Annotated in this window: 21 protein-coding genes and 1 tRNA gene; 1 reads left to right on the top strand and 21 read right to left on the bottom strand. The window is 72.0% G+C overall.

The features are described from left to right. Position 1 precedes the first annotated feature (1 nt). On the bottom strand, positions 2–607 hold the full coding sequence (locus tag BLT99_RS05270; RefSeq protein WP_092669881.1) for an ANTAR domain-containing response regulator: 606 nt from the start codon (positions 605–607) through the stop codon (positions 2–4). Positions 608–644: 37 nt separating this feature from the next. Between BLT99_RS05270 and BLT99_RS05265 the strand changes: the two genes are divergently transcribed. Continuing rightward, positions 645–730, top strand: a tRNA-Leu gene (locus BLT99_RS05265). 96 nt (positions 731–826) lie between these two features. Here the strand turns inward: BLT99_RS05265 and pyk are convergent. From pyk to BLT99_RS05165, 20 genes are all read right to left on the bottom strand, one after another. Further along, positions 827–2,242 carry a pyruvate kinase gene (pyk, locus tag BLT99_RS05260; protein ID WP_092669879.1) on the bottom strand — a complete coding sequence of 472 codons (1,416 nt, stop codon included), beginning with the start codon at positions 2,240–2,242 and terminating at the stop codon, positions 827–829. Positions 2,243–2,310: 68 nt separating this feature from the next. Next, positions 2,311–3,768 (bottom strand): glutamate synthase subunit beta, encoded by a 1,458-nt coding sequence (locus BLT99_RS05255; RefSeq protein ID WP_092669877.1) that lies wholly within the window; start codon positions 3,766–3,768, stop codon positions 2,311–2,313. A 53-nt stretch (positions 3,769–3,821) separates the two neighbouring features. Continuing rightward, complete coding sequence (gene gltB / locus BLT99_RS05250; RefSeq protein WP_092669875.1) at positions 3,822–8,345, bottom strand: glutamate synthase large subunit; 4,524 nt, start codon at positions 8,343–8,345, stop codon at positions 3,822–3,824. 166 nt (positions 8,346–8,511) lie between these two features. Further along, positions 8,512–9,504: a prolipoprotein diacylglyceryl transferase gene (gene lgt, locus BLT99_RS05245; RefSeq protein ID WP_092669873.1), complete on the bottom strand. Its 993-nt coding sequence runs from the start codon at positions 9,502–9,504 to the stop codon at positions 8,512–8,514. Between the two features lie 65 nt (positions 9,505–9,569). Beyond that, positions 9,570–10,355: a tryptophan synthase subunit alpha gene (gene trpA, locus BLT99_RS05240; protein WP_092669871.1), complete on the bottom strand. Its 786-nt coding sequence runs from the start codon at positions 10,353–10,355 to the stop codon at positions 9,570–9,572. Beyond that, entirely contained in the window at positions 10,352–11,557 is a 1,206-nt protein-coding gene (gene trpB, locus BLT99_RS05235; RefSeq protein ID WP_092669869.1) for a tryptophan synthase subunit beta, read from the bottom strand. Before trpB ends, trpA begins: the two co-directional genes overlap by 4 nt. 1 nt (position 11,558) lies before the next feature. Beyond that, entirely contained in the window at positions 11,559–12,329 is a 771-nt protein-coding gene (gene trpC / locus BLT99_RS05230) for an indole-3-glycerol phosphate synthase TrpC (RefSeq protein ID WP_092669867.1), read from the bottom strand. 3 nt (positions 12,330–12,332) lie between these two features. Beyond that, complete coding sequence (locus tag BLT99_RS05225) at positions 12,333–12,563, bottom strand: DUF6704 family protein (RefSeq protein WP_092669865.1); 231 nt, start codon at positions 12,561–12,563, stop codon at positions 12,333–12,335. A gap of 33 nt (positions 12,564–12,596) precedes the next feature. Beyond that, positions 12,597–13,283, bottom strand: a complete 687-nt coding sequence (locus BLT99_RS05220; RefSeq protein ID WP_133988540.1) for a Trp biosynthesis-associated membrane protein — start codon at positions 13,281–13,283, stop codon at positions 12,597–12,599. An 8-nt stretch (positions 13,284–13,291) separates the two neighbouring features. Beyond that, positions 13,292–14,827, bottom strand: a complete 1,536-nt coding sequence (locus BLT99_RS05215) for an anthranilate synthase component I (protein ID WP_092669861.1) — start codon at positions 14,825–14,827, stop codon at positions 13,292–13,294. Beyond that, positions 14,824–15,264, bottom strand: a complete 441-nt coding sequence (gene hisI / locus BLT99_RS05210; protein ID WP_092669859.1) for a phosphoribosyl-AMP cyclohydrolase — start codon at positions 15,262–15,264, stop codon at positions 14,824–14,826. The genes BLT99_RS05215 and hisI overlap by 4 nt, the downstream gene beginning before the upstream one ends. Beyond that, on the bottom strand, positions 15,261–16,022 hold the full coding sequence (gene hisF / locus BLT99_RS05205) for an imidazole glycerol phosphate synthase subunit HisF (RefSeq protein WP_092669857.1): 762 nt from the start codon (positions 16,020–16,022) through the stop codon (positions 15,261–15,263). Before hisF ends, hisI begins: the two co-directional genes overlap by 4 nt. Before the next feature lie 10 nt (positions 16,023–16,032). Then, the gene (gene hisG, locus BLT99_RS05200; protein WP_092669855.1) at positions 16,033–16,872 is read right to left on the bottom strand and encodes an ATP phosphoribosyltransferase; all 840 of its coding nucleotides are present in this window, start codon (positions 16,870–16,872) and stop codon (positions 16,033–16,035) included. A 47-nt stretch (positions 16,873–16,919) separates the two neighbouring features. Next, the gene (locus BLT99_RS05195; protein WP_092669853.1) at positions 16,920–17,183 is read right to left on the bottom strand and encodes a phosphoribosyl-ATP diphosphatase; all 264 of its coding nucleotides are present in this window, start codon (positions 17,181–17,183) and stop codon (positions 16,920–16,922) included. 9 nt (positions 17,184–17,192) lie between these two features. After that, on the bottom strand, positions 17,193–17,861 hold the full coding sequence (gene rpe / locus BLT99_RS05190) for a ribulose-phosphate 3-epimerase (RefSeq protein WP_092669851.1): 669 nt from the start codon (positions 17,859–17,861) through the stop codon (positions 17,193–17,195). 41 nt (positions 17,862–17,902) lie between these two features. Continuing rightward, on the bottom strand, positions 17,903–19,345 hold the full coding sequence (locus BLT99_RS05185) for an RsmB/NOP family class I SAM-dependent RNA methyltransferase (protein WP_371874215.1): 1,443 nt from the start codon (positions 19,343–19,345) through the stop codon (positions 17,903–17,905). Further along, on the bottom strand, positions 19,342–20,307 hold the full coding sequence (gene fmt, locus BLT99_RS05180; RefSeq protein ID WP_092669849.1) for a methionyl-tRNA formyltransferase: 966 nt from the start codon (positions 20,305–20,307) through the stop codon (positions 19,342–19,344). The genes BLT99_RS05185 and fmt overlap by 4 nt, the downstream gene beginning before the upstream one ends. Continuing rightward, positions 20,304–22,259 (bottom strand): primosomal protein N' family DNA-binding protein, encoded by a 1,956-nt coding sequence (locus BLT99_RS05175; protein ID WP_092669847.1) that lies wholly within the window; start codon positions 22,257–22,259, stop codon positions 20,304–20,306. Before BLT99_RS05175 ends, fmt begins: the two co-directional genes overlap by 4 nt. 1 nt (position 22,260) lies before the next feature. Next, a complete protein-coding gene (gene metK / locus BLT99_RS05170) occupies positions 22,261–23,454 on the bottom strand; it encodes a methionine adenosyltransferase (RefSeq protein ID WP_092669845.1) in 1,194 nt (397 codons plus the stop codon). After that, entirely contained in the window at positions 23,451–24,764 is a 1,314-nt protein-coding gene (locus BLT99_RS05165; RefSeq protein WP_371874216.1) for a bifunctional phosphopantothenoylcysteine decarboxylase/phosphopantothenate synthase, read from the bottom strand. Before BLT99_RS05165 ends, metK begins: the two co-directional genes overlap by 4 nt. Positions 24,765–24,771 lie beyond the last annotated feature (7 nt).

Below are 24,771 nucleotides of genomic sequence, written 5' to 3'. Positions count from 1 at the left end.
CCTACTTCTTCGGTGCGAGCTGCTCGATGATGGCCTGCGAGACGTCGCGCATCGTGAGGCGACGGTCCATCGAGGCCTTCTGGATCCAGCGGAAGGCCTCGGGCTCGGTCAGGCCCATCTTCTCGTTGAGCAGGCCCTTCGCACGGTCGACGAGCTTGCGGGTCTCGAAGCGCTCGACGAGGTCGCCGACCTCGGCCTCGAGCGCGATGATCTGCGCGTGGCGGGCGAGCGCGATCTCGATCGCGGGAAGCAGGTCGTTCGGAGTGAAGGGCTTCACGACATACGCGAGGGCACCCGCCTCGCTGGCGCGCTCGACGAGCTCCTTCTGGCTGAACGCCGTGAGGAGCACGACCGGGGCGATGTGCCCCTTGGAGAGCCGCTCCGCGGCGGAGATGCCGTCGAGCTGGGGCATCTTCACGTCCATGATGACGAGGTCGGGACGCAGCTCGGTCGCGAGCTGGACCGCCGTCTCGCCGTCTCCGGCCTCGCCGACCACCTCGTAGCCGTTGTCGCGCAGGATCTCGACGATGTCGAGGCGGATGAGCGACTCGTCTTCCGCGACGACGACGCGTCGCGGTGCCGGCTGGGTGTCTTCGGTGTCTGTCACGCTGAAAAGCCTACGGTATTCTGGCCGGGGCCTTCGGGCCGGTGTGGCGGAATGGCAGACGCGGAGCACTCAAAATGCTTTGCCCGAAAGGGCGTGTGGGTTCGACCCCCACCACCGGCACCAGCAGCGGTCGCGACGGTCGCAACGGCCGCCGCGCGCGCACGCCGAAGGCCCGGCCATCCGCTCGGATGACCGGGCCCTCGGACCGGCGAACTACAGTTAGAGCACCTCGCCGACGACGTGCACGCGCACGTCGTTCGTGGTGCCCGGGATGCCGGGAGGCGACCCGGAGATGATGACGACCTTCTCGCCGGCCTCGGCCTTGCCGGTGCGGGCGAGCACCTCGTCGACCTGGCCGACCATCTGGTCGGTGTGGGTGACGCGCTCGACGACGAACGACTCGACGCCCCAGTTCAGCGCCATGCGGCGACGGATCTCGGGGTAGGGCGTGAAGGCCAGGATGGGGATGATGCTGCGCAGGCGCGACATCCGTCGCACCGACTCGCCCGTCTCGGTGAACACGCAGAGGTACTTCGCCTCGACGAAGTCGGCGACCTCGACCGCAGCGAGCGTGATGGCACCTGCCTGCGTGCGCGGCTTCGTGCCGAGCGGCGCGATGCGGTGCAGGCCGTGCTGCTCGGTCGACGAGATGATGCGCGCCATGGTCTTGACCGTCTGGACGGGGTACTCGCCCACGCTGGTCTCGCCGGAGAGCATGACCGCGTCGGCGCCGTCGAGGATCGCGTTCGCCACGTCGGATGTCTCGGCGCGCGTCGGAACGGGCGCGTGGGTCATCGACTCGAGCATCTGCGTCGCGACGATGACGGGCTTCGCGAGGCGGCGCGCGATCTCGATGGCGCGCTTCTGCACGATGGGCACCGCCTCGAGCGGGAGCTCGACGCCGAGGTCGCCGCGCGCGACCATGATGCCGTCGAACGACTCGATGATGTCCTCGAGCGCGTCGACCGCCTGCGGCTTCTCGATCTTCGCGATCACCGGGAGGCGACGGCCCTCTTCGGCCATGATCTCGTGCACGCGGACGATGTCGTGCGCGTTGCGCACGAACGAGAGGGCGATGATGTCGGCGCCGAGCTGGAGCGCCCAGCGCAGGTCGGCCTCGTCCTTCTCGGAGAGGGCCGGCACGTTGACGGCGACGCCGGGAAGGTTGATGCCCTTGTTGTTCGAGACGGGTCCGGCGACGACGACCTTCGTCGTCACGACCGTGCCATCCGTCTCGAGGACCTCGACGCGCACCTTGCCGTCGTCGATCAGGAGGTGGTCGCCCGGCTCGACGTCGTGCGGCAGGCCCTTGAAGGTCGTGCCGACGATCTCCTTGGTGCCGAGGATGTCCTCGGTCGTGATCTTGAAGATGTCTCCCTCGGCCAGCTCGTGGGGGCCGTTCTCGAACTTGCCGAGCCGGATCTTCGGGCCCTGCAGGTCGACGAGCACCGCGACCGCACGGCCGGAGTCGTTCGCCGCCTTGCGCACGTTCTGGTAGACGCCCTCGTGCACGTCGTAGCTGCCGTGGCTGAGGTTCATGCGGGCGACGTCGATGCCGGCATCGATGATCGCGCGGATCTGCTCGTAGCTGGACGTGGCCGGCCCGAGCGTGGCGACGATCTTCGCTCTTCTCATATCGGTGTGTGCTCCATGGTTGCGCGCCGAAGCGCTGGTACGGACTGTCAGGCGCCGGATGACGCGGGTCAGATGGCGAAGGCTCGCGCCGTCGCGGGGATCGGGCTCGGCAGTTGCGTCTCACCCTCAAGGTAGCGGTCGACGGCCGCAGCCGCAGCACGGCCCTCGGCGATCGCCCACACGATGAGCGACTGCCCGCGCCCCGCGTCGCCGGCGACGAAGACGCCCGGCTCGGAGGTCGCGTAGTCGGCGCCGCGCGCGAAGTTGCCGCGGTCGCTGGCCTGCAGGCCGAGCTGGTCGTTCGCGGCCTCGGTCTCGGGGCCGGTGAAGCCCAGCGCGAGCAGGACGAGGTCGGCGGGGATCTCGCGTTCGGTGCCGGCCTTCGGCACGCGGCGGCCGTCGAGGTACTCGGTCTCGGCCACGCGGATGGCGCGGACTTCGCCGACCTCGTTGGCCAGGAACTCGACCGTCGAGGCGAGGTACTGGCGCACTCCGCCCTCCTCGTGCGCGCTCTGCACCTCGAACAGGGTCGGATGCATCGGCCACGGCTGCTCGGTCGGACGGGTCGGGCTCGGCTGCTTGCCGATCGCGAGGTTCGTGACCGAGAGCGCGCCCTGGCGGTGCGCGGTGCCGATGCAGTCGGCGCCCGTGTCGCCGCCGCCGAGGACGACGACGTGCTTGCCCTCGGCCGTGATCTGGTCGAAGACGTCCTCGCCGGCGATGCGGCGGTTCGACTGCACGAGGTACTCCATGGCGAAGTGCACGCCCGGCAGGTCGCGGCCGGGGATCGGGAGGTCTCGCGGCACGATGGCCCCGGTCGCGACCACGACCGCGTCGTAGCGACGACGGAGCTCGCTCCACGACAGGTCGACGCCGATCTCGACGCCCGCGCGGAAGCGCGTGCCCTCGGCCGTCATCTGCGCGAGGCGCGCGTCGAGGACCTTCTTCTCCATCTTGAAGTCGGGGATGCCGTAGCGCAGGAGTCCGCCGATGCGGTCGTCGCGCTCGTACACGGCGACCGTGTGGCCGGCGCGCGTGAGCTGCTGCGCCGCCGCAAGCCCGGCCGGGCCGGATCCGACGACGGCGACCGTCTTGCCCGTGAGCCGGCCGGGCGGCTGCGGCTGCACCCAGCCGTTGCCGAACGCCTGGTCGGCGATCGAGACCTCGACCTGCTTGATCGTCACGGCGGGCTGGTTGATGCCGAGCACGCACGCCGACTCGCACGGCGCCGGGCACAGGCGGCCCGTGAACTCGGGGAAGTTGTTCGTGGCGTGCAGGCGCTCGCTCGCCGCGCGGCCCTCGCCGCGCCACGTGAGGTCGTTCCACTCGGGGATCAGGTTGCCGAGCGGGCAGCCCTGGTGGCAGAACGGGATGCCGCAGTCCATGCAGCGACCGGCCTGGCGACGCAGCTGCGCCGAGTCGCCGGCCTCGTAGACCTCTTTCCAGTCCATGATGCGCACCGGCACGGGGCGCCGCTTGGGCAGCTCGCGCTCGGTGACCTTCAGAAAGCCCTTCGGGTCAGCCACCCGTCACCTCCAAGCGGTCAATGGGCACAGCCCGAGTCCGGACGACCGTCGTCTCAGCCACCCGTCACCTCCAAGATCCGAGTCCAGACCACGTCGCCGTCGGGGTCCAGCCCCTCGTCGACCGCCGTCTGACGGGTTCGGAGCACCGCCGCGTAGTCGCGCGGCAGCACCTTCGTGAATCGGTCGAACGCGGCGTCCCCGTCGGCGAGGAGTGCCGCGGCGACCGCGGAATCGGTGTGCTCGAGATGCTGCTCGAGCAGGTCGCGCACGATCTCGTGGTCGGCGCTGCCGAGCGCGTGCAGCTCGAGTTCGCCGCTCGAAAGGGCCTCGCGGTTGACCAGCGACTCGGCCAGGTCGAGCACGTAGGCGGTGCCGCCCGACATGCCCGCGCCGAGGTTGCGTCCCGTCGCGCCGAGGATCAGCGCGAGCCCTCCGGTCATGTACTCGAGCGCGTGGTCGCCCACGCCCTCGACGACCGCGGTCGCACCCGAGTTGCGGACCAGGAAGCGCTCGCCCACGATGCCGCGGATGAACATGCTGCCCTGCGTCGCGCCGTAGCCGATGACGTTGCCGGCGATAACGTTGCGCTCGGCGACGAAGCCGGCCTCGCGCGACGGGCGGACGATGATCTGCCCGCCCGAGAGGCCCTTGCCGACGTAGTCGTTCGAGTCGCCCTCGAGCCGAAGCGTGATGCCGCTCGGCAGGAACGCGCCGAGCGACTGCCCCGCCGAGCCGGTCAGCGTGACGTCGATCGACGCGGTGGGCAGGCCCTGTGCGCCGTGCCGCACCGTGACTTCGTGGCCCAGCATCGTGCCGACTGCGCGCTCGGTGTTCCGGATCGGCAGCGAGATCTCGATGCGGCCGCCCTGCTCGAGCACGAGCTGGCTGCGGCGGATGAGTTCGTTGTCGAAGTGCTCGTCGAGCTCGTGGTCCTGCGCTCGGCCGTTGCGACGCGGGTCGGACTCCGAGAAGTCGGGGCCGACGAGCACCGGCGTGAGGTCGAGGCCCGACGCCTTCCAGTGCGCCACCGCGCGGTCGACGTCGAGCAGCTCGCGGCGGCCGATGATCTCGTCGATCGAGCGGTACCCCAGCGCGGCGAGGTACTCGCGGACCTCCTGGGCGATGAACTCGAAGAAGTTCACGACGAACTCGGGCTTGCCCGTGAAGCGCTTGCGCAGTTCGGGGTTCTGCGTGGCGACGCCGACGGGGCAGGTGTCGAGGTGGCACACGCGCATCATGACGCAGCCCTCGACGATGAGCGGGGCGGTCGCGAAGCCGAACTCCTCGGCGCCGAGCAGCGCGCCGATCACGACGTCGCGGCCCGTCTTCAGCTGGCCGTCGACCTGCACGACCACGCGATCGCGCATGCCGTTCAGCATGAGCGTCTGCTGCGTCTCGGCGAGGCCGAGCTCCCACGGGGTGCCGGCGTGCTTCAGCGAGTTCAACGGGCTCGCACCGGTGCCGCCATCGTGCCCCGACACGAGGATGACGTCGGCCAGGGCCTTGGCCGTGCCCGCGGCGACCGCGCCGATGCCCGACTGGCTCACGAGCTTCACGTGGATCCGTGCCTGCGGGTTGGCGCGCTTGAGGTCGAAGATGAGTTGCTTGAGGTCTTCGATGGAGTAGATGTCGTGGTGCGGCGGCGGCGAGATCAGCCCGACGCCGGCGGTCGCGTGACGCGTGCGGGCGACCCACGGGTACACCTTCGTGGGCGGCAGCTGCCCGCCCTCGCCGGGCTTCGCGCCCTGGGCGAGCTTGATCTGGATGTCGTCGGCGTGCGTGAGGTACATGCTCGTGACGCCGAAGCGGCCGGACGCGACCTGCTTGATCGCGCTGCGACGCTCAGAATCGAGCAGCCGATCGAGGTCCTCACCGCCCTCGCCGGTGTTCGACTTCGCGCCGAGCCGGTTCATGGCGATCGCGAGCGTCTCGTGCGCCTCCTTCGAGATCGAGCCGTAGCTCATCGCACCGGTCGAGAAGCGCTTCACGATCGACTCGACCGGCTCGACCTCGTCGATCGGCACGGCCGGCCGAACGCCCGTGCGCAGCGCGAACATGCCGCGGAGCGTCATGAGCTGCTCGGCCTGCGAATCGACCATGCCGGTGTACTCGCGGAAGACGTCGTACCGGCGATTGCGGGTCGAGTGCTGCAGGCGGAACACCGTCTCGGGGTTGAAGAGGTGCGGCGAGCCGTCACGGCGCCACTGGTACTCGCCGCCGGTCTGCAGGCGCTCGTGCGCCCGCACCGCGGCATCCGCCGGGTAGGCCACGGCGTGGCGGGCGAGGTTCTCGGACGCGATCACCTCGATGCCGACTCCCCCGAGCTTGGAGGTGGTGCCCGTGAAGAACTCGTCGATGAACTCCTGCGCGAGGCCGACGGCCTCGAAGGCCTGGGCGCCGGCGTACGACGAGATCGTCGAGATCCCCATCTTCGACATGATCTTCAGCACGCCCTTGCCGAGCGCGGTGATGACGTTGCGCACCGCCTGCTCGGGCGTGACGTTCGCGAGCACGCCGGAGCGCACGAGGTCCTCGCACGTCTCCATCGCGAGGTACGGGTTCACCGCGGACGCGCCGAAGCCCACGAGCAGCGCGACGTGGTGCACCTCGCGGACGTCGCCGGCCTCGACCACGAGGCCGGCCTTCATGCGCGTCTCGGAGCGGATGAGGTGGTGGTGCACCGCGGAGAGCATGAGCAGCGACGGGATCGGCGCGAGGTCCTTCGTGGAGTCGCGGTCGCTGAGCACGATGAACGAGGCGCCCTCGTCGATCGCCTCGTCGACCTCGCGGCAGAGCTCGGCGAGGCGCGCACGCAGGCCGTCGGGCCCCTCGTCGACGCGGTACAGGCCGCGAAGCGTGCGGCTCGCCCGTGCACCGGACGGCGCGGTCATGTGCACGATCTTGGCGAGCTGGTCGTTGTCGATCACCGGGAAGTCGAGCGAAACCTGGCGGGCGTGCTCGGCTCCGGCCGAGAGCAGGTTGCGCTCGGGACCCAGAGAGGTCGACAGGGAGGTGACGACCTGCTCGCGGATCGAGTCGAGCGGCGGGTTCGTCACCTGTGCGAACTGCTGCGTGAAGTAGTCGAACAGGAGGCGAGGACGCTCGGACAGCACCGCGATCGGAGTGTCGGATCCCATCGCGCCGATCGGCTCCTGGCCGTTGGCGGCCATGGGAGCGAGCAGGATCTTCACCTCCTCCTCGGTGTAGCCGAAGGTACGCTGGCGGCGGTTGACCGAGGCCGGCGGGTGCACGATGTGCTCGCGCTCGGGCAGGTCGGCGAGGTGGATGCGCCCCTCGTCGAGCCATTCGCCCCAGGGCGCTGATGCGGCCAGGTCGGACTTGATCTCGTCGTCCTCGATGAGGCGGCCCGCATCGGTGTCGACGAGGAACATCCGACCCGGCTGGAGCCGGCCCTTGCGGACGATCCGCCGCTGGGGTAGGTCGAGCACGCCGATCTCGCTCGCGAGCACGACGAGTCCGTCATCGGTGACGACGTACCGGCCCGGACGGAGGCCGTTGCGGTCGAGCGTCGCGCCCACCAGGGTGCCGTCGGTGAAGACGATCGCCGCGGGTCCGTCCCACGGCTCCATGAGCATCGAGTGGTACTCGTAGAACGCGCGACGCTCGGGGTCGATCTCGGTCTGCTTCTCCCACGCCTCGGGGACCATCATCATGACGGCGTGGGGCAGGCTGCGGCCGGCGAGCGTGAGCAGCTCGACGACCTCGTCGAACGAGGCGGAGTCGCTCGCACCCGGGGTCACGATCGGCATGAGCGGCGCGAGGTCGCCGAGCAGCTCGGACTCGAGCTGCGACTGGCGTGCGCGCATCCAGTTGCGGTTGCCCTGGATCGTGTTGATCTCGCCGTTGTGCGCGATCATGCGGAACGGCTGTGCGAGCGGCCACGACGGGAACGTGTTCGTGGAGTAGCGCGAGTGCACCAGCGCGAGGCGCGAGGCGAACCGCTCGTCGGAGAGGTCGGGGTAGAACGGCTCGAGCTGGAGCGTCGTGACCATGCCCTTGTAGACGAGCGTGCGGCTCGAGAGCGACGCGAAGTACAGCTCGAGCTCGCGCTCGGCGCGCTTGCGCAGGCGGAACGTGAGGCGGTCGAGGGCGATGCCCGCGAGGTGCTCGCCCTCGGACGTGCTCGCGGAGCTGCGAACGTAGAGCTGCTGGACCACGGGCATTGCGGCTCGTGCGAGAGTGCCGAGCTCCTCGGGTCGCACGGGGACCTCGCGCCAGCCGAGCACCTCGAGCCCCTCGGACGCGGCGATGCGCTGAAGCCGCTGCTTGATGGCGCTGCGCGACGTCGGGTCGACCGGGAGGAACGCGTTGCCCACGGCGTAGCTGCCGGCCGGCGGCAGCGGGAAGCCCGCCACCTCGCGCAGGAACGCGTCGGGAACCTGCGTGATGATGCCCGCGCCGTCGCCGGTGCCGGCGTCGGAGCCGACCGCGCCGCGGTGCTCGAGGTTGCGCAGCGCGTCGAGCGCGGCGGTGATGATGTCATGCCCGGCGCTGCCCCGCAGGGTCGCGACCATCGCGAGCCCGCAGGCATCCTTCTCTGCGGCAGGGTCGTACATGCCCTGGGCGGGCGGCACGGTTCCGAACCGCGAGTGGGGAGGGTGAAGCGACACGTTGGACCGTCCTCGGTATCTCGGTGGCACGGGGACGACGTCGGCCCACGATGGAGGATTCGCGGCGCGAGGTGCGGCGCCGCGGCGGAGAACGTGGTGGTGGCGTGGCCCCTTACGCGGAGGCCGAGCGGCTCGAGCTTGTGGCAGCCGGCTCGCCGGGTTCGTTCTCACCCTCGACGCCATCGTCGAGAGAGTCTGAGTCGGACTCGGTGGAGTCGTCCGAGTCTACCTCAGCATCGGCGGGCTTCCATTCACGGCCGGGGCGGTACACGCTCGGCTCGATGCCGGGGTGACGGCGGCGCTGCACGAGGATGATGACGATGCCGATGAGGATCGCGAGGAAGGACGCCCACACGTTCGACCGGATGCCGAGGAACATCTCGCTCGGATCGACGCGGATCGTCTCGAACACGGCCCGCCCCGTGCCGTACCAGATCAGGTAGGCACCGAACATCATGCCCCAGCGCAGTCGGAAGAACCGCTCGAGACCGAGCAGCACGACGATGCCGACGATGTTCCAGATGATCTCGTAGAGGAACGTGGGATGGAACAGCGTTCCGTCCTCGAGGCCGGCCGGGAAGGCCGGGTTGGTCGACTCGATCTCGAGCCCCCAGGGCAGGTCGGTGGGCCAGCCGAACAGCTCGTGGTTGAACCAGTTGCCGAGGCGGCCGATCGCCTGCGCGAGCAGGAGGCCGGGAGCGAGTGCATCGGCGAACGACCAGAAGCGCAGGCCGGTGAGGCGGCAGGCGATGATCACGCCGACGGCGCCGCCGATGAGCGAGCCGTAGATGGCGTTCCCGCCCTCCCAGATCGCGAACACCCGCCAGAGCTCCTGGCCGGCGAAGTAGTCGTCGGGGTGCGTGAGCACGTGGTAGATGCGCGCACCGATGATGCCGAGGGGCACGGCCCAGAGCACGACGTCGAGCACGATGCCCGGCTCGGCGCCGCGCTTCGTGAGCCGGCGCGAAGTCCAGATCGTGGCGACGATGATGCCCGCGAGGATGCACAGGGCGTACATCTGGATGTTCAGCGTGCCCCACGGGACGGGGATCTCGAGCGTGCGCCACGCCTCGTCGGGGCTCGGGATGCTGATCGGTGCGATCACGCCGGCGTCTGCCTTTCGTCGATGGTGCGAGGCGCGCCCTGCGTGGCGGCCCCGTCGAGACTACTTCACTTGCGGGCGGTGCCGCGCGCGAGCTCGGCCGCGAGCGCGCCGGCGGCATCGACGCCGCCCTCGGCGAGCGCCTTCACGAGGGCCGACCCGACGATCGCGCCCTCGGCGTACTCGAGCACCTCGGCGACCTGCGTCGCCGTGGAGATGCCGAGCCCGACGCAGCTCGCGGTGGAGCCCGCCTCCCGCAGCCGCGCCACGAGGCCGCGCGCTGCCTGGTCGACGTCGGTGCGCGCGCCGGTGATGCCCATCGTCGAGACGGCGTAGACGAACCCACGACTCGAGTCGACGGCCTGGCGCAGGCGTGCGTCGGTCGACGTGGGCGCCGCGAGGAAGACGCGGTCGAGACCGGTGCGCTCGGATGCCGCGATCCAGTCGGCTGCCTCGTCGGGGATGAGGTCGGGCGTGATCAGGCCCGCTCCCCCGGCCGCCGCGAGGTCGTCGGCGAACCGATCGACCCCGTACTGCACCACGGGGTTCCAGTAGGTCATGATCAGGACCGGCGCCTCGACGCGCTCGGTGATCCGGCGCACGGCTTCGAAGCCGTGCGCGAGACGGAAGCCGTTGGCGAGCGCCTGCTGCGTGGCCGCCTGGATCACGGTGCCGTCCATGACGGGGTCGGAGTAGGGCAGCCCGAGCTCGAGCACGTCGACACCGTTCTCGACGAGCGCGATCGCGGCCTCGACGCTGTCGTCGAGCGTCGGGAAGCCCACGGGCAGGTAGCCGATCAGGGCACCGGCCGCCTCGTCGTTGCGGCGCCGGATGACGGGACCCACGCCGCTCATGCGTCGGCTCCGTCGTACAGCCCGAAGTACTTCGCCGCGGTGTTCATGTCCTTGTCGCCGCGTCCGGAGAGGTTCACCAGGATGACCGCGTCGCGACCGAGCTCATGGCCGAGTTCGAGCGCGCCGGCCAGTGCGTGCGCGGACTCGATCGCGGGGATGATGCCCTCGGTGCGCGTGAGCAGGCGCAGCGCCTGCATGGCGGCGTCGTCGGTGACGGCGCGGTACTGCGCTCGGCCGAGCGCGGCGAGCCACGAGTGCTCGGGGCCGACGCCCGGGTAGTCGAGTCCGGCCGAAATCGAGTGCGACTCGATGGTCTGGCCGTCCTGGTCCTGGAGGAGGTAGCTGCGCGCGCCGTGCAGGACGCCGGGTCGGCCCTTGGAGATCGTGGCGGCGTGGCGGGGCGTGTCGACCCCCTCGCCACCCGCCTCGAAACCGTACAGCGCGACATCCGCGTCGTCGAGGAAGGCATGGAAGATGCCGATCGCGTTCGATCCGCCGCCGACGCAGGCCGCGACCGCGGTCGGCAGCTGCCCGGTCAGCTCGAGGACCTGCTCGCGCGCCTCCTCGCCGATGACCTTCTGGAAGTCGCGGACCATCTCGGGGAACGGGTGCGGCCCGGCCACGGTGCCGAAGATGTAGTTCGTGGTCTCGACATTGGTCACCCAGTCGCGCATCGCGTCGTTGATGGCGTCCTTGAGCGTGCGCGAACCGGTCTTGACGGCGATCACCTCGGCGCCGAGGAGCCGCATGCGCGCGACGTTGAGCGCCTGGCGCTCGGTGTCGACCTCCCCCATGTAGATGGTGCACTCGAGCCCGAACAGCGCGGCGGCCGTGGCGGTCGCCACGCCGTGCTGTCCGGCGCCGGTCTCGGCGATGACGCGGCGCTTGCCGATGCGACGGGTGAGGAGCGCCTGGCCGAGCACGTTGTTGATCTTGTGCGAACCGGTGTGGTTCAGGTCTTCGCGCTTCAGGATGACGCGAGCGCCCCCCGCGTGCTCGGCGAAGCGCGGCACCTCGGTGATGATCGACGGCCGGCCGGTGTAGGTGCGGCCGAGCTCGTCGAGCTCGCGCTCGAACTCGGGGTCGAGCTTGGCGAGCGTGTACGCCTCGGAGAGCTCGTCGAGCGCGGCGATCAGGGATTCGGGGACGAACCGCCCGCCGAACTCGCCGAAGTACGGACCGGTCTGGGCTCGAAGCGCCATGTCATACCGCCAGGAATGCTGAGAGGTTCGCGATGGGATCGCCCGTGACGAGGGCCTCGCCGACGAGCACGGCGTCGGCGCCGGCCGCGCGGTAGTGCGCGACGTCGGCGGCCGACAGCACGGCCGACTCGGCCACGCGGATCGCTCCCTCGGGGAAGCGGTCGGCGAGGCGGCCGAAGAGGTCGCGGTCGAGCTCGAAGGTGGTGAGGTCGCGAGCGTTCACGCCGATGAGCCGTGCGCCGAGCTGCGCGGCGCGCTCGAGCTCGTCGGCGGAGTGGGTCTCGACCAGCGGCGTCATGCCGAGCTGGGTGATGAGCCCGTGCAGCTCGCCCAGCGTCGCGTCGTCGAGCGCGGCGACGATCAGGAGCACGAGGTCGGCGCCCGCAGCGCGCGCCTCGAAGACCTGGTACGGCGTCGCGATGAAGTCCTTGCGGAGCACGGGCAGCGACACCGCGGCGCGCACGGACTCGAGGTCGGCGAGCGACCCGCCGAACTTGCGGCCCTCGGTCAGCACGCTGATCGCGCTGGCGCCGCCGATCTCGTACGTGCGCGCGAGCGCCGCCGCGTCGTCGATGCTGGCGAGCGCGCCGCGCGACGGGCTCGAACGCTTGATCTCGGCGATGACCTTGACGCGCTCGGCCGGGGCCAGCACCGCGAGCGCATCGATGGCGGCCGGGCGCGCGAGCGCCGCGGCCTCGACCTCGGCGAGGGGACGATCGGCGCGACGCGTCTCAGCGTCGGCGACCGCGTTCGCCGTCAGCTCGGAGAGCACGCGTCAGTGCACCTTGGGCGCGGTCTTCGCACCGTCGACACCGTAGCCGGCGCGGGCGAGGGCCCAGCCGACGATGATGCCGATCACGAGCAGCCCGGCCGAAGCCCACACGAGCCACGGCACGTCGAGGAAGAACGCCACCGTGCCGACGGCGATGGCCACGAGCATGATCACCACCGCGGTCCACGCCGCGGGCGAGTGTCCGTGGCCGGGGTCGGCGTGCTCAGTGCTCATGGTGCTCCTTCTGTGCTGGGGTCGCTGCAAAGTCTAGCGGGTGGGTTCGGAGGGGTCGGTCGCGTCGTCCGCGTCGGTGTCGCGCGTCTCCGCTCCGGGCTCGGGATCGGTGTCCTCGGTCGGGTCGTCGCCGCGGCTGAGCCCGTCCCAGTCGTCGACGGCTCGATCGGAGGTCGCGACCGTCGCGGTCCCGTCGGCGGCCAGCCGCGCGCCGCCGCCGTACCGGCGCGACGTGGGCCAGGCGCGACCGGTGGCGACGACGAGCACTCCGGCGAGCACGACGAGCACGCCGCCCACGATCGCGACCACCGGCCAGGCGGTGGCGGTGACCGATGCGATGAGTCCGGCGGTCGACTCGGCACCGGCCACACCCGTCGCCTCCGCGACGGCTCCGGAGACCGATGCCACCGGAGCGGCGGACGAGAGCGACGCGGCGAGCACGAGGCATCCGCCCAGCACCGCGGCGAGCAGGCCCAGCACGATCCGGATCAGCGGGCCGGCGATGGCCAGCGCCCCCGCCAGTGCGAGTCCCGCGAGCGCCAGCGCGGCGATGGCCGGCGACGCGGTCGCGCCACCGACCTCGAGGGTCGTGGCGCCGGCGGCGGCAGCCCCGTCGACGAGCGTCACGGCGAACCAGGTCTGGCTCCAGGCCAGCAGGCCGAGCCCCGACCCGGCGAGGATGCCGACGATGGCGGGCAGCTTCATCCGTTCAGGTCGCACGAGCACCCCTAGCGGACGCGCCGCATGGCGTTGGCGACGGCCACGGCGCGCAGCGGAGCGGCCGCCTTGTTGACCGATTCCTGGTACTCCGACTCGGGGTCGGAGTCGGCCACGAGGCCGCCCCCGGCCTGCACGCGCGCCACGCCGCCCGAGATCGTCGCGGTGCGGATCGCGATGGCGAGATCGGCGTCGCCGCCGAACCCGAAGTAGCCGACCACTCCCCCGTACACCCCGCGCTGCGCCGGCTCGAGCTCGTCGATGATCTCGAGCGCGCGCGGCTTCGGCGCGCCCGAGAGCGTGCCGGCAGGGAACGTCGCCCGGAAGACGTCGATCGCGTTGGCATCCCCGCGCAGGTCGCCCTCGACCGACGAGACGAGGTGCATGATGTGGCTGAACCGCTCGACGCGCATGAACTCGGTCACCTCGACCGAACCCGCGTCGCACACCTTCGCGAGGTCGTTCCGCGCGAGGTCGACGAGCATGAGGTGCTCGGCCTGCTCCTTCGGGTCGGCGATGAGCTCGGCCTCGAGGTCGGCGTCGTCCTCGGGCGTGGCGCCGCGAGGCTTGGATCCGGCGATGGGGTGCGTGTAGACCCGGCCGTCCTCGACCTTCACGAGCGCCTCGGGCGAGGAGCCGACGATCCAGTACGGCTCGCCCGCGACATCCTCGAGATGCAGCAGGTACATGTAGGGGCTGGGGTTGAGGCTGCGCAGCACTCGGTAGACGTCGATCGGGTGCGCCGCCGCATCCTGCTCGAATCGCTGGGATACGACCACCTGGAAGATGTCGCCCTCGCGGATGTAGTGCTTCGACCGCTCGACCGCCGCGAGGAAGTCGGCCTTCTCGGTGCGGTACCGCGGCTCGGCCGCGCGGGTGAGATCGATCTCGGCGAGGTACGCCTCGGCCGGCGTCGCGAGCGCGGCCTGCAGGCGATCGAGCCGGGCCTGCGCGTCGGCCCAGAGCGCCTCGGGCGCGTCGCCGAGGTCGTTCAGCACGGATGCGACGAGCTGGACCGTGCCCGTGCGGTGATCGATCACGACCAGTTCGGACACGAATGCGAACGCCTGCCCGGGAACGGAGAAGTCGGCGGGCGGCCGGTTCGGCAGGTGCTCGATCTGGCGGATGGCCTCCCACCCGATGAAGCCGACGAGCCCGCCGGTCAGGGGTGGCGCACCCGGGACGTCCTCGGTCGCCCACCGCTCGTACAGCGCCTCGAGGGCCGCGAGGGGCGCGAGCCCCTCGGATGCGTCGCCCAACGCGCGCTCGCGCGACAGGCCGGTGTCGATCCAGTCCACCGTGCGGTCGCGCTCGGTGAGCACCCCGTAGGAGGCGGCGCCCACGAAGGAGTAGCGCGACCAGATGCCGCCCTGTTCGGCGGACTCAAGCAGGAACGTGCCCGGCCGGTCGCCGGCCAGCTTGCGGTAGATGCCGACGGGCGTCTCGCCGTCGGCGAAGAGCTCGCGGACGACCGGGACGACGCGGCGTCCGTCGAGCAGCGCGGCGAAGTCGTCGAAGCGGGTCGTGGCGGTGTTGGCGGCCGTCATCGTGCTCCTCCGTGCGGGTCGTCGGGGTCGGTCGGGGCGTCGGGGCTCGCGACCAGGACGGGCAGCGGGTCGCCGTCGAAGCAGGTGCGCGTTCCCGTGTGGCACGCCACCCCGACCTGCTCGACCTTCACGAGCAGCGTGTCGGCGTCGCAGTCGAGGGCGGCGGCCTTCACGAACTGCGCGTGGCCGGACGTGTCGCCCTTGCGCCAGTACTCCTGCCGCGAGCGCGACCAGAACGTGACGCGCCCCTCGGTGAGCGTGCGCCGCATCGCCTCGCGATCCATCCACCCGAGCATGAGCACCTCGCCGGTGTCCCACTGCTGGATGACGGCGGGCAGCAGCCCGTCGGCATTGAACGCGGCACGGTCGACCGCGGTCGCATCCGGCGACCACACGTCGCTCGTGAACTCGAGTTCCTCGTCGCCCGTGCCGTTCATCGCACGCTCCTCCCGTCGGCCGCGAGGGCGCGCTTGACGTCGCCGATCGTCAGCTCGCCGTTGTGGAACACGGATGCCGCGAGCACCGCGTCGGCTCCGGCGGCGATCGCCGGGGCGAAGTGCCCGGCCTCGCCGGCGCCGCCCGACGCGATGACGGGCACCGACGAGACCTCGTGCATGCGTCGAACGAGCTCGAGGTCGAAGCCCTGCTTGGTGCCGTCGGCGTCGATGGAGTTGACGAGCAGTTCGCCGGCGCCGAGCTCGATCGCGCGGCGCGCCCACTCGAGCGCATCCAGGTGAGTCTCGGTTCGGCCGCCGTGCGTGGTCACGACGAAGCCCGACTCGGTGCGCTCGGAGCGCGTGACGTCGAGCGAGAGCACGCACACCTGCGCGCCGAACCGGTCGGCGATCTCGGCGATGAGCTGGGGGCGCGCGATCGCGGCGCTGTTCACGCCGATCTTGTCGGCGCCGTGGCCGAGCAGCCGCGCGACATCCTCAGCGGATCGGACGCCGCCGCCGACCGTGAGCGGGATGAACACCTGCTCGGCCACCTGCCGCACCATGTCGTAGGTCGTCGAGCGGTCGTCGACCGTGGCCGTCACGTCGAGGAAGGTGAGCTCGTCGGCCCCCTGCTCGGCGTACCGCGCCGCGAGCTCGACGGGGTCGCCGGCGTCGCGGAGGTTGAGGAAGTTGACGCCCTTGACGACGCGGCCACCGGCCACGTCGAGGCACGGGATCACGCGGACGGCGAGGCTCATCGACCGCTCCCTACAGTCGCGCCGCGTGGATGGCGCTGACGAGGATGGCTCGGGCGCCGAGGGCGTACAGCTCGTCCATGACGTGGTTCATCTCGGTGCGCGGGATCATGACCCGCACTGCGACCCATTCGGGATCGTGCAACGGCGACACCGTCGGCGACTCGAAGCCGGGCGCGACCTCTGTGGCGGCTTCGAGCTGCGCGACCGGCACGTCGTAGTCGAGCAGCACGTACTGCCGCGCGACGAGCACGCCCTGCAGGCGTCGGACGAGCGTCTGCGTGCCCGGCTTCTCGACGCCGGAGCCGATGAGCACCGCGTCGGACTCGAGGATGACCGGGCCGAAGATGTCGAGGCCGGCCTTGCGCAGCGTCGACCCGGTCGAGACGACGTCGGCGACGGCATCCGCGACGCCGAGCCGGACGGCGGACTCGACCGCTCCGTCGAGCTTGACGAGGTTGGCGGTGACCCCGTGCCGGGCGAGGAAGTCGCCCACCAGCCCCGGGTAGCTCGTGGCCACGCGCACGCCCTCGAGGTCGGCGAGCTCGGTGAACGCACCGGGCGCCCCGGCGAAGCGGAAGGTGGACTCGCCGAATCCGAGCGGCGCGATCTCGGCCGCCTCGGACCCGGAGTCGAGCAGCAGGTCACGACCCGTGATGCCGACGTCGAGGGCGCCCGAGCCGACGTAGGTCGCGATGTCGCGCGGACGGAGGTAGAAGAACTCGACCCCGTTGCGCGGATCGGCGACGATCAGCTCCTTCGGGTCGCGGCGACCGGTGTACCCGGCCTCGTAGAGCATCTGCGCGGCGGTCTCGGCGAGCGAGCCCTTGTTGGGCACGGCGATTCGGAGCATTCCCTGGCTTTCGTGTCGACGGAACTGGTCTGCGGTCATGGGCGCGATCACAGATGTCGGTACACGTCGGCCGGGGTCAGTCCCTTCGCGAGCATGAGGACCTGGAGGTGGTAGAGCAGCTGCGAGATCTCCTCGGCCGTCTCGGCGTCGCTCTGGTACTCGGCGGCCATCCAGACCTCGGCCGCCTCCTCGACGATCTTCTTGCCGATGGCGTGGACGCCGGCATCGAGCTGCCGGACGGTGCCGCTGCCGTCGGGGCGCGTGCGGGCCTTGTCCTCGAGCTCGACGAAGAGGTCGTCGAAGGATTTCACCCGACCAGCCTACCGATGCGCGTGCGGGTGCGACGCCACGGCGTCGCGCAGCAGCTCGATCTGCTCCTCGGGCACGCCGCGGAACACGGCCGAACCGGCGACGAAGGTGTTCGCGCCGGCCTCGGCGGCGACGCCGATGGTGTCGACGGAGATGCCGCCGTCGACCTGGAGCCAGACGTCGAGCCCCGCATCGGTGACGGCGTCGGCGACACGTCGCAGCTTCGGCATCGTCTCGGGCATGAACGACTGCCCCCCGAAGCCCGGTTCGACGGTCATGACGAGCACCTGGTCGAACTCGTGCAGCACGTCGAGGTACGGGTCGACGGGCGTCCCGGGCTTCAGCGCGATGCCCGCGCGTGCGCCGATGTCGCGGAGCCGGCGTGCCAGGGCGATCGGGTCGCGTGCGGCCTCGACGTGGAACGTGACGGATGCCGCGCCGGCCTCGGCGTACCCTGGCGCCCAGCGGTCGGGGTCGTCGATCATGAGGTGCACGTCGAGCGGGATCGGCGAGACCTCCTGAAGGCGCTCGACCATCGGCAGTCCGAACGTGAGGTTCGGTACGAAGTGGTTGTCCATGATGTCGACGTGCACGAGGTCGGCGCTCGAGATGCGCCCGAGCTCGCGCTCGAGGTTCGCGAAGTCGGCCGCCAGGATGCTCGGGTTGATGCGCATGGGCATGGCGTCGAGCCTACCGGCGGGGCGATTCGGGATGACGCGGGTCAGCGCCGTCGCAGGAGCGCGATGAACATGGCGTCGGTGCCGTGCCGATGCGGCCAGAGCTGCACGGTGCGGCCGTCGCCGGCGAGGTCGAGCGGATGGCGCGACAGCCCCTGCACGACGGAGGCGGTGTCGAGCTGCTCGGCGTCGGCTCCCCAGCGCTCGAGGGCCCGGCCGAGCGTGCCGTGCGTCTCCGCCGCGTGCGGCGAGCACGTGACGTAGGCCAGCACGCCGCCGGGCGCCAAGGCGCGGAACGCGGCATCCGCCAGCTCGCCCTGCAGGGCCGTGAGCTCGGGGACGTCGGCCGGCGACTTCCGCCAGCGCGCCTCGGGGCGGCGACGCAGCGCTCCGAGCCCCGTGCACGGCGCATCGAGCAGGATGCGGTCGAACCCGCCCGGGGCGCCGAGTTCGCCGGGGTCGAGCTCGCGGCCGTCGCCTTCGCGGACCGGCACGTCGAGCGGGACGGGTGCGACCGCGCGTCGCACGAGCTCGGCGCGAGAGGGGACGACCTCGTTGGCCACGAGTGTCGCGCCGCCCGCGAGCGCCTCGGCCGCCAGCAGCGCGGTCTTCCCGCCCGGACCCGCGCAGAGGTCGAGCCACCGCTCTCCCGTGCGCACCGGCATGGAACGACTGAGCGCCAGCGCGGCGAGCTGCGAGCCCTCGTCCTGCACGCGCACGCGACCCGCGTGCTGCTCGACGACGCGGAGCGGCTGGTCGGCGGTCGACCCGACCGGCGAGTATCGATCGGGGTCGCCGAGCGCGGCCGGATCGTCGACCAGGCCGGGCAGCGCGACGAGGTTCACGCGCGGCGACGCGTTGTCGGCCTCGAGCAGCTCGACCAGCTCGTCGGCACGGCCTTCGCGATCGAGCGCCGTGCGGAGCGCCCGGACGACCCACAGCGGGTGCGAGTGCACTGCGGCGAGCGCCTGGTCGGGCGAGCCGGCCTCAGCGGCGACGAGCTCGCGCCACCGGTCGGCCTCGCGACGCGACACGGTCCTGAGCACGGCGTTGACGAAGCCGGCCGCCTTCGGCTGGACGCGCCGCGCCAGCGCGACCGACTCGTTCACCGCGGCGTGCGTGGCCACCCGCGTGGCGAGGAGCTGGTGTGCGCCGAGCCGGAGCACGTCGAGCACGCCCGGGTCGATCGCGTCGATCGGTCGACCGGCGGCGAGGGCGATCACCGCGTCGTAGTACCCCTGACGTCGGAGCGTGCCGTAGGTCAGTTCGGTCGCGAACGCGGCGTCGGCCTCCGACAGCCCGGCGCGGCGGATCCGCGCCGGGAGGAGCAGGTTGGCGTACGCGTCGGAATCCCGGACGGCCTCGATCACGTCGTAGGCGACCTGTCGTGCCCGCGAGATCGTGTCGGGACGGCCGCCACGGCCCTGCGGCCTCTTCCCGCGCGCGCCGCTGCGCTTGGCTTCGTCGCGCCCGCCGCCGTCGGTCACCGGGCCTCCGCCCGATCGACGCCGAGGCCGCGCCACCAATCGGCGGCCGCCATCGCGGTGCGGCCCGCGGGCTGCACGCGCCGGAGTTCGATCGCGCCGTCACCGGTGCCCGCGAGCACGCGTCGGGCGACCAGCCGGAGCTCGCCGGGCGCGAGCCGAGGGTCGTCTGCGGCGGGCACCGGATGCGCCGGAGCCGCGTCGAGCACCTTCACCCGAACCCCCTCGACCTCGGTGAATGCGCCCGGCTCGGGCGTCACGCCGCGGTACCGCGCATCGACCTCGGCGGTCGGCCGCTGCCAGTCGAGCCGCGCATCCTCGATCGCGAGCTTCGGCGCGAACGTCGCCTCGCCCTCCTGCGGCACGGCCACCGCGGTGCGGTCGGCGATCCCCTCGACCACCTCGGCGACCAGGTCGGCCCCGGATGCCGCGAGCGACTCGAGCGCGAGCCCGGCCGTCTCACCCGGGGCGACCGGCCGCGTGCGCATCGCGTACACGTCGCCGGCGTCGAGCTCGGGCACGAGGCGGAACACACTCGCCCCCAATTCGTCGTCGCCCGCGATGAGGGCGTGCTGCACGGGCGCCGCACCGCGCCACGCCGGCAGCGCCGAGAAGTGCAGGTTGATCCATCCGTGCCGGGGCGTCGAGAGGAGCGGCTCGCGCACCAGCCCGCCGTAGGCGACGATCACGCCGAGATCTGGACGCAGTGCCGTGATCCGCGCGGTCGCGTCGGCGTCGAGCCGACGCGCGTCGATGACCGGGATCCCGAGCCGTTCGGCGGCCTGTGCGACCGGCGAGGGCGTGAGCACGCGCTTGCGACCCGTCGGCGCCGGCGGGCGGGTCACGACGCCGACGACCTCGTGCGGAGATTCGGCGAGGCGGTCGAGGGTGGGCACGGCGGCGGCGGGCGTTCCCGCGAACACGATCCGGAGCTGGGGCACCACCCCATCATCCCAGCCGGTCATGGCAGGTCGGGATCGTCCATTCGCACGCGCAGCGTGGGCGGACGACCGGGGCGACGACCCGCCACAGGCCGGCGACGCTCGGTCGCGGCGCGGATCGCCTCGGCCTTCAACGCGGCGGCGACCTCGGCCCCCTGGGCATAGCCGAATCGGACGACCGCCCGTTCGAGGCCGTCGTCGACCGGCGCAGGTCCCAGCACGTCGACCCCGCCGATTCCGCGGATGCGCTCGAGGCCCTCGGCGAGCCGTTCACGGCTGGACACGACCGACGCCATGCGCACGGCCGGCGGGAACCGCAGCGCCCGGCGGCTCGCAAGCTCCTCGGCTGCCCACGCCGGCTGCGTCCAGGTCGCCAGCGCGGTGCCGATCGCTCCGCCCACGCCGACGAGGAACACGGGGGCGCCGGGCGCTGCGAGCGCCGCGGCGTTCGACCACCAGCGCAGGCAGTCCTCGGCCACCCGCAGCGACTCGCGCAGCAGCATGCGCTCCCCGTCGAGCAGCAGCACCGAACGGTAGCCGCCGTCGGCGATGGGCTCCGCGCCGCGCGTCGCGACGACGAGCTTCGGCTCGGCGTCGACCCGCACGAGCGGTCGCTCGCCGTCGGAAACGACGACCCGCGACCGCGGGAAGGCGCGTCCGAGCTCCTCGGCCGTGCGACTCGCGCCGACGACCGCGGCTCGCAGCCGCGTGCCCTCGCAGATGCGGCATCGCCACCCGTTCGCGCTCGTGCCGCACAGCACGCACGATGCGGGGCCGCCCGAGCGCGGAACGGCCAGCGCGCCCCCGCAGGCCGTGCACCGCGCGGGCTCGCGGCACCGATCGCACACGAGCATCGGCGCGTGGCCGGGCCGCGCCACCTGCACGAGCACCGGACCCTGGGCGATGGCCTCCTGCGCCTCGCGCCACGCCGCGGACGGGATGCGCGCGCCGCCGCTCTCGGGGGCCGGCTGCTGCTCGGTGAGCACCACTCGCGGACGGGTGCCCCGGCGGAGCGGCACGTCGTGCACCCAGCCGACCTCGACGAGTCGCTGGACTTCGACGCTGCGGGTCTGGGCGATGAAGACCAGCGCGGCGTCGCTCTGCTCCTGCCGGATGAGCGCCGCGTCGCGCGCGTGCACGCCCGGGGCGAGCGGCTCGGACTGCAGCCCGTCGCCGTCGTCGAACACTGCGATGAGGCCGAGTCGGGCGGCAGGCGCGTACACCGTGGAGCGATTGCCGACGACGATGCGTGCGGCCTCGCCCGTGGCGTCAAGGAACGCACGGTAGCGGTCGCGACCGGACTGGCGTGCGTCGGTACGGATCACCCGGCGCGGATCGACCAGCTCGCCGAGCGCGGCCTGGAGCTGCTCCTGGTCGCGGTAGTCGGGAACGCCGATGACCGACGACCGGTCGTGCGCGAGGACGTGTGCGGCCGCCTCGGCGAGGGTCACGGCCCACGCGCCGACCCAGGTGCCCGAGGGAAGCCGGACGGTGCGGGGGTCGGCGTGCAGCGCCATCCGCTCGCCCTCGGCGAGCCCCCGCTCGACGCGGCCCGGCTCGTAGCCGTCGATCGCCCGACCCGACGCCGGCAGCGCGCCGGGTTCGCCGGGATCGGCGCGCCACGCCTTCTCGGCGCGCACATAGCGACCCGGGATGGCGAGGCGGAGGATGTCGCTCGCGTTGCCCGCCCCGCGATCGGCAGCGGCGCGAGCGAGCCGCCACACGTCGGGCATGAGCAGCGGCACGTCGGTCACGACGTCCTGGACCTCGCTCAGCTCGCCGCGGAACTCGGATCGCCCGGCGAGCTCGACGACCCAGGCGTCGGCGATGCGGCCGCCCGTTCGCAGCGGCACGCGCACGCGCACGCCGGCCGACACCGCGTCGGCGAGCCGAGCCGGGACGCGGTAGTCGAGCAGCTGGTCGAGCTGCGGCAGCGGCGAGTCGACGAGGACCCTCGCGACCGGCCCCGAGGCCACGTCAGAGCCCGGCGGCCGCGCGGAGGTCGTCGACGCGGTCGAGCCGCTCCCACGTGAAGGCGGGCAGCTCACGGCCGAAGTGACCGTAGGTCGCCGTGTCGGCGTAGATGGGCCGAAGGAGGTCGAGGTCGCGGATGATCGCGGCGGGACGCAGGTCGAACACCTCGCGGATCGCTCCGATGATGCGCTCGTCGGGGAGCTTGGCGGTCCCGAAGGTCTCGACGTAGAGCCCGACCGGGGCTGCGGCGCCGATCGCGTACGCGACCTGCAGCTCGAGCCGGTCGGCCAGGCCCGCGGCCACGGCGTTCTTCGCGACCCAGCGCATCGCGTATGCGGCCGAGCGGTCGACCTTCGACGGGTCCTTGCCGCTGAAGGCGCCGCCGCCGTGCCGGCTCGCACCGCCGTAGGTGTCGATGATGATCTTGCGGCCGGTGAGCCCGGCGTCGCCCTGCGGGCCGCCGATCTCGAAGCGGCCGGTCGGGTTGATCAGGACCTTGAGGTCGTGACGCGACAGCTCGACGGTGTCGAGGACCGGACGGATCACGAGTTCCTCGACCTCGGCGCGCAGCTGCTCGGTCGACACGCTCGGGGCGTGCTGCGTGGAGAGCACCACGGTCTCGATCGTGCGGGCGGTCTGCCCGTCGTAGCCGATCGTGACCTGGGTCTTGCCGTCGGGACGCAGGTAGTCGAGCTCGCCGTCCTTGCGAACCCGTGCGAGCCGCTCGGCGAGGCGATGCGCGAGCCAGATGGGCACCGGCATGAGCTCGGGCGTCTCGCGGACCGCGTAGCCGAACATGATGCCCTGGTCGCCCGCGCCCTGTCGGTCGAGCTCGTCGATGCTCGCGCCCTCGCGGGACTCGTACGCGTGATCGACGCCCTGCGCGATGTCGGGCGACTGCCCGCCGATCGAGACCGAGACGCCGCACGAGCGCCCGTCGAACCACACGTCGGACGAGTCGTAGCCGATGGACGTGATGCGGTCGCGCACGATCGCGGGGATCTCGACGTACCCCGAGGTCGACACCTCGCCGGCGACGTGCACGAGCCCGGTCGTGACGAGCGTTTCGACCGCGACGCGCGCCTGCGGGTCGACGGCGAGCAGCGCATCGAGGATCGCGTCGGAGACCTGGTCGCAGATCTTGTCGGGATGACCCTCGGTGACGGACTCCGAGGTGAACTGGCGCAGTGCGCTCATGCGGGGTGGGGTTCCTTCGTCGTGGGGTCGGGCTCGTCGCCATCGGGAAGCCGGGCGGCGACGACGTCGAGGATGCCGTGCGCCACCGACATCTTGGTTCCGGATGCCTCGGCGACGACCTCGTCGGCGGGCCCGATGATCGTCACGGCGTTCTCGTCGGCGGCGAAGCCCTGCGTCCACCCCACCCGATTGACCACGAGGAGGTCGGCGCCCTTCGCCCGGCGCTTGGCACGGCCGAGCTCGAGCAGGCGCACCGGGTCGGCCTCGGTCTCGGCCGCGAAGCCGACGAGCAGCGTGCCGTCGTGCGGAGACGCCCCCAGGCCCGCGAGGATGTCGGGGTTGCGGACCAGCTCGAGCGTCATGTGGTCGCGGCCGTCGACCTTCTTGATCTTGGCCTCGCTCACCGTCGCCGGCCGGTAGTCGGCGACGGCCGCGGCCATCACGACGACATCGGCGCCGGCGACGGCCTCGGTCATCGCGTCGCGAAGCTCGAGGGCCGTCGACACCGCGCGGACGCGGCATCCGCCCGGATCGGGGACCTCGAGGTTCGCGGCGACCAGCGTGACCTCGGCGCCGCGTGCGGCGGCGGCCTCGGCGATCGCCACGCCCTGCCGTCCGCTCGAGCGGTTGCCGAGGAAGCGCACCGGGTCGAGCGGTTCGCGCGTGCCGCCTGCGGAGACGACGATGCGTCGGCCGGCGAGGTCCTGCGGATGTGCCGGGCTCGCGGCATCGGGAGCCGCGGCCGGCGCGACTCCGGAAGCGCTCGCCTCGAGGCCGTGGCGGCGGGCGACGTCGAGCGCCGCGGCGACGATCACGTCGGGCTCCTCGAGCCGCCCGGGCCCGCTGTCGGTGCCAGTCAGCTGGCCGACGGCGGGGCCGACGATCGTCACCCCGCGGTCGCGCAGGGTCGCGATGTTCGCCTGGGTGGCCGGATGGCGCCACATCTCGGTGTGCATCGCCGGGGCGATCACGACGGGCGCCTCGCTCGCGAGGACGGTGTTGCCCAGCAGGTCGTCGGCCAGTCCCGCGGCGAGCTTCGCGATGCTGTTCGCGGTCGCCGGGGCGATCACGATGAGGTCGGCGGCCTGGCCGATGGCGACGTGGCGCACCTCGGCGACGCCCACGAAGAGGTCGGTCTGCACCGGGTTGCGCGAGATCGCCTCGAGCGTGGGCCGGCCGACGAATCGGAGCGCCGACTCGGTGGGCACGACGTGGACGTCGTGACCGGCGAGGACGAGCGAACGCACGACCGACACGGCCTTGTACGCCGCGATGCCGCCGGTGATGCCGACGACGATGTTCAGCGCCATGCGCGCC

The organism is Agromyces flavus, from assembly GCF_900104685.1.
GTDB lineage: Bacteria > Actinomycetota > Actinomycetes > Actinomycetales > Microbacteriaceae > Agromyces > Agromyces flavus.
This window is presented reverse-complemented; position numbering and strand designations above follow the sequence as displayed.